The sequence below is a fragment of the Terriglobus sp. YAF25 genome (assembly GCF_052113305.1).
GTDB lineage: Bacteria > Acidobacteriota > Terriglobia > Terriglobales > Acidobacteriaceae > Terriglobus.
The window spans coordinates 1-9,561 of the sequence record NZ_JBFRCY010000314.1 but is presented as its reverse complement, the minus strand read 5'-3'; the positions used below and the strand labels follow the sequence as shown (position 1 = coordinate 9,561).

The window sequence follows — 9,561 nt, the reverse complement described above, 5'->3', positions numbered from 1 at the left end:
GGCCGGCAGGACATCGTCCTTGATCTGCTTGACGATATCGAGTGTCGAGACCGAGCCGGTCTTCATGATGGTGAGCAGAGCCGCGGGCTTTCCATTCGAGCGCGCAACGTTCTGCTGCACCGACCATCCGTCACGCACATGCGCCACGTCGCGCATGTAGACCATGGCCCCGTTCACTTCTTTGATGGGGACGCATGGCCACGAAAGGGCGTCCACCGGGCTGGAGTTGGTACTGACGGTATACTCCGTGTTTTCAACTTTGGCGGTACCCGATGGCAGCGTTACGTTCTGCGCATTGATGGCGCTGGTAATGTCAACCGGCGTAAGGCCTTTTGCCAGCAGGGCATTCTGGTCGAGATCGACCATGATCTGGCGAGCCACTCCACCATAAGGCGTAGGCAGCAGCGTGCCGGGGACTTTAGTGAGTTGCTGACGGACGCGGAAGAGACCGTAGTCGTAGATTTCGGATTCGGAGAGGGTGTCGCTCGAGAGCGATAGCTGGATGATGGGTACGGTCGAAGCGCTAAAGCGTAGAATCCACGGCGGATTCACACCCTGCGGCATGCGGAAGCGGATGGAGTTTACGGCGGCTCCAACCTGCGACATCGCAGCATCGATGCGGACCTGCGGCTGGAAGGAGATCTTGATCACCGCAGCGCCGCTGGTGGTCTGCGAGTCGATGGATTTCACGTCGTTCACCACCGCCATGACGAACTCGCTGAAGGTGGTGATGCGCTGTTCCATCTCCTTTGCCGGAAGGCCGGAGTAGGACCAGATCACCGTGATCTGCGGGATATCGATATTGGGGAAGATGTCGGTCGGTGTCGTCGCAATCGACGAGAAACCCATGATCAGAATGAGGATCGACGCTACTATGAAGGTGTAGGGGCGATCGAGAGCAAAGCGGACGATCCACATAAAGTCGTCTTCCCTTTCGAAGGTCGATTTCCGTTTCGAGTATTTTGATGCGCGTCGAATTAGTTGGATTCAGCTTTTGCAATCGCGCGTCGTTTTAGGTGGGGAGCACGTCTAATTTCGTATGGGCAAGTTGACCGATAAAGAAGCGGCACAGATTGCGAAGGCGCTGGGAGATCCGAACCGGCTCGCAATTTATGGACAGATTGCCCAGGCCGACGAGCTCTATTGCGGCGAGATCTGTGAACGGCACACCATCTCGCCGGCAACGATCTCACACCATCTGAAGGTATTGACGGATCTTGGCCTTGTCACCTCGCGCAAAGAGGGCCTGAACGTGTATTACCGTTCGCAGCCGGAGACGATCGCGGCGTATCGGAAGTATCTGACGGAGCTTGGTGGGAAGTAGCGCTTTTGTTTGTCATCCTTTGCTTCGTTGCGAAATGACGAATGTGCGGTCCGATGTCGTGCATCGACGCCGGTGAATTTTGACCTCAGCGGCTGAAGCCGCACGTTTTGCAGACTTTGTACGGCACGGCTGAAGCCGTGCCCTTAAACGACAATCGCGCTTCGCGCGACTAAAGCACGATATTGCGCTGCGCGCGATCGGATACAGGGCGGATCGTGCGCAGTTCCATCCTTCCGTTGAGCGCAGCGCAACCACTTCGCACCACAGGTGCGAATGCTTTGCTTAAGGGCATGGCTTCAGCCATGCCGTACGGACACCTAAACGAGGAGCGGCTTCAGCCGCTGAGGGCAGCGTCGCAAGAGAAGCAGATTTCTCCGCTGTCGCTACGAAATGACAAAAACGAATCGAGTGTATGGATTTATCGTTTTGAGGTCTTAGGCTTGTCTTCTTCCGCGCGGAAGAGATGCACGATTGCGGCGAAGACTTCGTCCACGATCTCCGGCATGAGACGCTTCTGATCTCTTACCCAGATCTCCACGCACATTCCAGTTGCGGTCATCGTGAGGCTTGCAAGGATTCTGTGTTCCAGTGCGGACTCCTTCACTGCCCGCTTTGAGCGGCTGACAAAGGCCTGCGTTACCTCTCGCTCCAATAAAGGAACCTGAAGAAACTGCGCCATCCGCGCCGCAGGACTGCGCTCTGCTACCTGGACCACGCGTTCCGTCGTGTGCAGTGTCGGTGCGAGCACCTGTTTGATGGCGGCCTTCGCGGCCTCCAGCGAGTTCAGATCCGCCTTCTGATCGCGGATCGCCTGCGCCAATGCCTCTCCGTAACGTTTTACGGTCGCGCCCATCACATCTTCCTTCGACCCGTAGTAGCGGAAGAAGGTACGGCGCGAAACGCCGGCTTTGGCCGCGATCTGGTCGACGTGCACATTGTCGAAGCCGTGCTCAAAAAAGAGATCGATCGCCGCGTTCCAGATCTCGCCGCGTACGACCTCCTGTTTCTTTGCCTGCAGCGAGTTGCGGGGGGAGGGGTCGTGGACTGCCATACGGCGATTGTAACCCTGTTGGCCACGATTGGCACATTAAGTTGACAATGGCACAGTGTGCCATTACGCTCAAATCAGATATTCACCTCGCGACCCGGAAGCTGCCCGATGCCGACACGCCCTTTGCACGACCTTTCCTCCCGATCCAGAAATCTTGCCGCCCTGCTGCTGGTTACGCTGCTGCCTGCCGGCTGCTTCCGCAAGAAAGCAGACAACACGGTCAACGCCGCGACGGTTGTGCAGGTGAACGCGGCACGTGCGATTGGAAGGCAGGTTGCCGTCACCCTCTCTGAGACAGGCAGCTTCGTCGCCGAGGAGTCTTCGGATGTTGCGCCTGCGGTCTCCGGCCGCGTGATTCGCACACCAGTCTCCGTCGGAGCCTTCGTCAAGGCCGGCGAGGTGATCTGCGAGCTTGACCATCGTGATGCCGAGCTGAAGCTGACTCAGTACAAGGCGCAGCTTGCCGAAGCACAGGCTTCACTGCGTCAAGCACAGTCGCGCATCGGCTTGGGTACCGGCAACTTCGACGCCTCACACGTTCCTGAGGTCGCCGCCGCCAAGGCCACCTACGAATCCTCCGCCGCACAGGCCAGACTCGCTGCAGCCGATGCCAAACGCTACGCCAACCTGGTCGCTACTGGCGATGTCTCGCAGAGTGTCTACGAGAAACAGCGCACCCAGGCCGAGACCGCCGAGKCCCAGGCGAATGCATCGCGGCAGCAGTACGAAGGCGCGCTCAACACCGCCCGGCAGAGCTACCAGGCGGTCAACTCCTCACAGGCATCGCTCGAAGCCATGCAGGCGCAGGTTGGGCAGGCGGAGAAGGCGCTCGCCGATACCACCATCCGCGCGCCTTTCGATGGTTATGTCAGCGCGCGGCCAATCGCTGTCGGTGAGTACGTCACCACTTCGAGCTCGGTTGCCACGGTAGTCCGTATGGACACACTCAAGCTGCAGTTGCAGACACCGGAGAAGAGCGCTGCGGGCCTGAAAGTAGGCATGCCGGTCACAGCTCGCGTTGCTGCCTACGGTGACCGTGACTTCACAGGCGCGACCTCCGCCCTCAATCCGGCCGTCAATCCCGACTCACGCTCCTTTGTCCTTGAAGCACGCTTCGCTAACAGCGACAGCACACTGCGCCCGGGCATGTTTGCCAGTGCACGCGTGGTTCTTCCTGGAACAGAAAACGCCGTCTTCGTTCCAAAGGCAGCGGTCGTCCGCGACCGCACTACCGATTCCAACCAGATCTTCGTCGTCGATGGCGGCAAGGCGCATCTGCGCGTTGTCACCTTGGGCGAGACCGAGAACGGCTCCCTTCGCGTCCTCAGCGGCTTGACCGCCGGCGAAATGGTAGCCCTCAACAAGCAGTCTGACCTGTACGACGGCGCCTCCGTCGCAGTACAGGCAGCCCGGTAAGGAGTTCAACCCATGCACGGTTTAGCTAAACTCTGCGTCCGCCGGCCTGTCTTTGCCACCATGCTGATTCTTTCGCTTATGGTGGTGGGCGCCTTCTCTTACTTCAGCCTCGGCGTCGATCTGCTGCCCAAGGTTGATGTGCCTACTGTCGCTGTGACAGTCGCCGATCCGGGAGCTTCGCCGGAAGAGATCGAGACCGAGATCAGCAAGAAGGTCGAGGACGCGGTCAACACCATCAGCGGCATCGACGAACTGCGCTCCAACTCCTCCGAGGGCCAGGCGCAGGTCATCATTACGTTCGACCTGGATAAGAACGGCGACGTCGCCGCTGAGGAAGTCCAGAACAAGATCAACCTCATCCGCAACGATCTTCCGCAGACAGCGAAGGCGCCGGTGGTGCAGAAGTTCGATCCCGATGCCGCTCCCGTGCTACAGATTGCGGTTTCCGCGCCACGATCGTTGCGCGATCTTACGTTGATTGCCGACAAGCTGCTGCGGCAGAAGCTTGAGAACATCAGCGGCGTCGGCCAGGTACAGCTCGTCGGCGGAGCCAAACGCGAGATCCACGTCAACGTCGATCCGGAGCGTTTGCGCGCCTATAGCCTGACTATCACCGATGTGGTTAACGCCGTGCGCCAGCAGAATCTCGAACTGCCCGGAGGCTCGCTCAACGCGGGGACGCGTGAGTTCACGGTGCGCACCATGGGCCGCATCACCATCCCAAGGACGTGCGCACGCAGGTCGTGCAGGATCAGTCCATCTTTATCGAAGCTGCGATTGAGTCCATCAAGCATCACCTGATCGAAGGCAGCATCTTCGCCTGCGCTATCATCTTCGTCTTCCTTGCCAACTGGCGTACGACGCTGATTGCCGCGATTGCTATTCCCACCTCCATCATCTCGACCTTTGCGCTGATGAAAGCGATGGGCTTCACACTGAACCAGATCACCATGCTCGCCCTGACGCTGATGGTCGGTATCGTGATCGACGACGCCATCATCGTGCTGGAGAACATTTACCGTTTCATGGAGGAGAAGGGCATGTCTCCCTTCGAGGCGGCGATCGAAGGAACGCGTGAGATCGGTCTGGCCGTGATGGCGACGACCTTGTCGCTGCTCGCGGTCTTTCTACCGGTGGGTTTCATGGGTGGCATCGTCGGGCGCTTCATGAGCTCCTTTGGCTTTACCTCGGCCTTCGCCATCGCGGTCTCGCTGCTGGTCTCGTTCACACTAACGCCGATGCTCTGCTCGCGGTTCATCAAGGTTCCGGCGAAGAAAGACGGCCATCAACACGCTGCTGGACAACAGGGTTCCGGTCGCCACGGTTCAAAGGACTCGCGCTTCTTCCAGTACATCAACGGCCACTACCTGCGGCTGCTGCAGTGGTCGATGGCCCATCGCAAAGCCGTCGTGATGATCTGTGGGGGCACCATCCTGAGCCTGATTCCGCTTTTCATCCTCGTCGGCAAAGACTTTACTCCCGCCGACGATCAGTCGCAGTTCAACGTCCTGATCCGCACGCCCGAGGGAAGCTCCCTGGCAGCAACTACGCAGGAGACTGAGGCCATCGCACAGGCCATCCGCAAGCTGCCCGGAGTAAAGACCACGCTGATGACAGCGGGTGGTGGAACCGATGGCGCGGTGAACAGCGCCAGCATCTACGTCAAGTTGGTGGATGTCGCCGACCGTCATAACACCCAAACCGACCTGATGCAGCAGACCCGTAAGCTGCTGACCACCTTCCCCAGCAACCTGCACACCAGCGTCGAGCTGGTGGCCGCCGTCGGCAACGGAGCCAGTAATGCCCAGGTGCAGTACTACATTCAGGGTCCGGACCTCGACAAGCTGACGCAGTATTCCGACGAACTGCTGGCGCGGATGAAGAAGATTCCCGGTGTGACCGATGCCGACTCCTCCCTGCGCAGCGGCAAGCCTGAGGTTCGCCTGGAGATCGATCGCGCCCGCGCTGCCGACCTCGGCGTCTCCGTCAACAACATCGAACAGGCACTTAATACCCTGGTCGCCGGCGAGACCGCATCGACCTTCAACGCAGGTGATGAGCAGTACGATGTTCGCGTCCGCGCCGGGGAGCAGTTCCGCAGCCGCATCGAGGAACTGAATAAGATCACGGTTCCTTCGACACGCCAGTTAGGCTACGTCGGGCTGAATGAGGTGGTATCTACCCAGAGCTCCACCGGCCCTTCCTCCGTGAACCGCATCGCGCGGCAGCGGCAGGTCACGGTAAGCTGCAACGTTCTGCCCGGCTACTCGCAGTCGCAGGTCCTCACGTCGCTGCAGAAGGCCGTCGCCGAAATGCACCTGGACCCCGACTACCGCACCGGTCTCGCCGGAGCCTCCAAAGAGCTTGGCCGCACCGGCTACTATTTCCTGCTGGCCTTCGCCCTGACCTTCATCTTTATGTACATCGTGCTGGCAGCTCAGTTCGAGTCGTTCATTCACCCGGTGACCATCCTGCTGACGCTGCCGCTCGCTGTTCCCTTCGGCATCCTGGCACTGCTGCTTACCGGGCAGACGGTCAACATCTTCTCCGCGCTTGGCCTGCTGCTGCTCTTCGGCATTGTGAAGAAGAACGCCATCCTGCAGATCGACCACACCAACGGCCTGCGCGCTGAGGGCATGCCTCGGTATGATGCGATTCTGCAGGCCAACCAGGACCGTCTGCGCCCCATCCTGATGACCACACTCGCGCTGGTCGCGGGCATGCTGCCGCTGGTCATCTCGCGTGGAACCGGCTCAGCCACCAACCGCTCCATCGGAGTGCTGGTGGTCGGCGGCCAGTCGCTCTGCCTTCTACTGACGCTCATCGCTGTGCCGGTCTTCTACTCCCTGTTTGAGGACATCGCCGAACACCCCATCTGGAGCAAGCCGGTCCGTATGGCACAGTCTCTCTTCGCTCGCATTCCCACGTGGAAGCGCAATACGGTCTCCGCGCCGGAACCTTCGAATGAGGTCGCCTAGCATGAAGCAGTTTGTTCTCGCACTCTCTCTCGCTTCGGCGGCCACATTTGCGCAGGAGGTTGGGCCGACATCGCCACCGCTGCCGCCTGCGGTTACGCTGCAGATCGCCCCACGCATCGGCATCACCGGCGAAGCTCCCATTGCGCTGCCTGACGTGATTCAGGCGGTCCTCGCCAACAACCGCGATATCGAGGTCTCGCACCTGGCGCAGCGAAAGGCCGTGCTCAACCTGAAGGCAGCCCGGGGATACTTCGATCCTGTTATCGGCGGCAATGCTCACACCATGCGCCAGGTCACGCCGGTCTCGTCGTCGCTCGGCGGTGCTACGAACGGCGCCCTGACACAGAAGGAGCTCTATGCCGATCCGCAGATCAGCGGCAACTCACCCTGGCTGGGCACGACCTACAAGCTCGACTTTGCTTCGACCCGGAGCAACAGCAACAACACCTACAACACGCTGAACCCCACCTACACCACATCAGCCACAGCCAACTTCACCCAACCGCTGTGGAGCGGCCTGCTCTTCGACCAGAACCGCGAACGCCTCAAGGTCGCACGCAAGAACATCGCACAGAGCGACGAACAGTTCAGGCAGCGCGTGATTGAGACGACGACGCAGGCGATCCATGCCTATTGGGAGCTCGACTATGCGCTGCGCAACCTCGATGTGCAGATCGAGGCCGTGCGCCTGGCCGAGCAGCAGGACGCCAGCAACCGTCGCCAGGTGGAACAAGGCACGCAGGCGCCGATCGACGTCATCCAGACACAGACGCAGATGTCGACCTATCAGCAGAACGTCTTCAACGCGCAGCAGCAGGTCACCAAGGCGGAGAACTCTCTGAAGGCGCTGATACTGCCCAATCGCAGCGATCCGCTGTGGAGCGTTGCTCTGAAGACAGCCAGCAGCCCCACGGAGTCATCGCCTATTCCCACACTTGAGGAGGCAATGCAGCAGGCGCTTGCCGATCGTCCTGACCTCAAAGCCGGAGCCATCGGAGTCCAGGTCAGCGGTCTCGACGCACGTCTCGCCCACGAGCAGGCAAAGCCGCAGATCGACCTTACGGCACAGCTCGGCGTGCAAGGGCTCTCGGGCCGCGCCGTACCGCAGTCCTCCGATCTCTTCGGGAGCTTGTTTGCTCCAGTGATCACGCGCATCAACGATCTTTCGACCCTCGCTGGCCTGGCGCCGATCTCGCTCTCCGGTGGTGGAAGCTCCAGCTCGGTACCATCGTTTTTTGTCGGCGGCTATGACCAGTCGCTCGGCAATCTGCGCGATGGACGTTTTCCCATCGTCAAGGTCGGAATCCAGATGTCGTGGCCTATCGGCAATCGGACTACACGTGCACAGGCCGCCGTTGCCGATGCCAATAAGAAGCAGACCATCGCACAACAGCAGCAGCTTGAGATGACTGTCGAAAGTGACGTGCGGAATGGTTTGCAGCAGCTTATCAATGCGGATCTGGTGCTGAGTGCCTCGCACCGTGCCGCAATACTCGCGCAACAGCAGTACGACAGCGAGCAGCGTCAGTTCAAGGCGGGCACGTCGACGGTTTATCTGGTGCTTCAGCGGCAGAATGAGTTGATCAGCGCCAAGCTGCGTGAGATTCGCGCGGCTGCGGATAGGGGCGAGGCCGAAGCAGACTTTGATCGCGCCACGGCGAATACATTGCGGCGGCAGAATATTGACATTGTTGCGGTTTCGAAGAAGCTGTAATCAGCTACTGCAATCCCTACTGGGTGCCCCACCCTCGCAACGCTAGGGTGGGTTAGGAATACCCATGAACTCTCAATAAGAACAACCCATTTTTGCTATTTGAAGTGATGAATCGATCGTTCATTGCTCTTGTGACTTCCCTGCCCACCCTAGCGTTGCGAGGGTGGGGCACCCCGGTAGGAAAGAACAAGAGCGGTCGCGCGTAGCGCGATACCCCACCCTTTGTCTTTCACCCCAGCGAACAAGTTCGCCGGGGACCCCGATTCGACAAAGAATGGGGCAACGGGATTATCAGCTCAACTGACGATCTGCTTCCTTGATCGGCATGTCATTGATGCTGGCTTCACGGCGCTGCATCAACCCAGAGGGCACAAACTCCCATAGCTCGTTGCCGTAGCTGCGGAACCACTGGCCGCTGTCGTCGTGGCACTCATAGAAGAACTTCACTGCGATGCGGTTCTCGCGAAAGGCCCAGAGTTCTTTCTTGAGCTTGTAGTCGAGCTCCCGGTTCCACTTTCGCCGCAGGAACTCGATCACCGCCTGACGGCCATCGAGGAACTCGGCACGGTTTCTCCAGTGCGTGTCCTCGGTGTAGGCCGCGGCAACGCGCTCCGGATCGCGCGTGTTCCACAGGTCTTCCGCAAGCTGCACCTTGCGTGCTGCCTGTTCGGGATCGGTAAAAGGCGGGGCGATGACGGTGCTCATAAGGAATCTCCTGCTGCAATCATGGTACGGAATTGAGATTACGCCCCGATCAAGGGCAATGCACCTGATTGGAAGTCGTGCGGCGGAAGGGATAAAACAAAACGGTTCGCGCACAGCGCGAATACCCACGTCCCAGAAGCGGGACATGGGGCACCCGGTATGTGCTTGCTAAATTGTCGGGTGGCAGAACCATCCGAGCTCTGATGCCACGGCGAAGGTCTGTTGTATGGTGGCTACTTGTTCTTCACCAGCAATAACCTCCACGGCTTCTGCGATCGTCTTTCCCTCTTGCAGTGCGTCCAGCAGCCGGAACTCGCCTTCTTCCAGCGCGCGGTAGTACACACTCGCCTTCTTCCAGCGCGCGGTAGTACAC

At 59.6% G+C, this 9,561-nt stretch carries 9 protein-coding genes; 5 read left to right on the top strand and 4 right to left on the bottom strand.

What is annotated here, in order from left to right:
• Positions 1-918 (bottom strand): efflux RND transporter permease subunit (locus tag AB4043_RS14170; RefSeq protein WP_442307331.1); only part of this gene is annotated, 918 nt, incomplete at its 3' end.
• 121 nt (positions 919-1,039) lie between these two features.
• Between AB4043_RS14170 and AB4043_RS14165 the strand changes: the two genes are divergently transcribed.
• Entirely contained in the window at positions 1,040-1,324 is a 285-nt protein-coding gene (locus AB4043_RS14165; RefSeq protein WP_442302832.1) for an ArsR/SmtB family transcription factor, read from the top strand.
• A gap of 418 nt (positions 1,325-1,742) precedes the next feature.
• On the opposite strand, the gene AB4043_RS14160 is transcribed toward AB4043_RS14165, so the two are convergent.
• On the bottom strand, positions 1,743-2,375 hold the full coding sequence (locus tag AB4043_RS14160) for a TetR family transcriptional regulator (protein ID WP_442302831.1): 633 nt from the start codon (positions 2,373-2,375) through the stop codon (positions 1,743-1,745).
• Between the two features lie 108 nt (positions 2,376-2,483).
• On the opposite strand from AB4043_RS14160, the gene AB4043_RS14155 reads away from it, so the two are divergent.
• From AB4043_RS14155 to AB4043_RS14140, 4 genes are read left to right on the top strand one after another with little or no spacing between them, the layout of a single operon-like run.
• The gene (locus AB4043_RS14155; protein WP_442307330.1) at positions 2,484-3,791 is read left to right on the top strand and encodes an efflux RND transporter periplasmic adaptor subunit; all 1,308 of its coding nucleotides are present in this window, start codon (positions 2,484-2,486) and stop codon (positions 3,789-3,791) included.
• Between the two features lie 12 nt (positions 3,792-3,803).
• Positions 3,804-4,592, top strand: coding sequence for an efflux RND transporter permease subunit (locus AB4043_RS14150; protein ID WP_442307329.1), 789 nt, complete (start codon positions 3,804-3,806; stop codon positions 4,590-4,592).
• Positions 4,520-6,769, top strand: a complete 2,250-nt coding sequence (locus tag AB4043_RS14145) for an efflux RND transporter permease subunit (protein WP_442307328.1) — start codon at positions 4,520-4,522, stop codon at positions 6,767-6,769. The genes AB4043_RS14150 and AB4043_RS14145 overlap by 73 nt, the downstream gene beginning before the upstream one ends.
• A 1-nt stretch (position 6,770) precedes the next feature.
• Positions 6,771-8,483, top strand: a complete 1,713-nt coding sequence (locus AB4043_RS14140) for a TolC family protein (RefSeq protein ID WP_442302828.1) — start codon at positions 6,771-6,773, stop codon at positions 8,481-8,483.
• A 291-nt stretch (positions 8,484-8,774) separates the two neighbouring features.
• Here the strand turns inward: AB4043_RS14140 and AB4043_RS14135 are convergent, their stop codons facing one another.
• The gene (locus AB4043_RS14135) at positions 8,775-9,188 is read right to left on the bottom strand and encodes a DUF1348 family protein (RefSeq protein WP_442302827.1); all 414 of its coding nucleotides are present in this window, start codon (positions 9,186-9,188) and stop codon (positions 8,775-8,777) included.
• A gap of 168 nt (positions 9,189-9,356) precedes the next feature.
• The coding region (locus AB4043_RS14130; protein WP_442307327.1) for a hypothetical protein at positions 9,357-9,561 on the bottom strand (205 nt) is incomplete at its 5' end.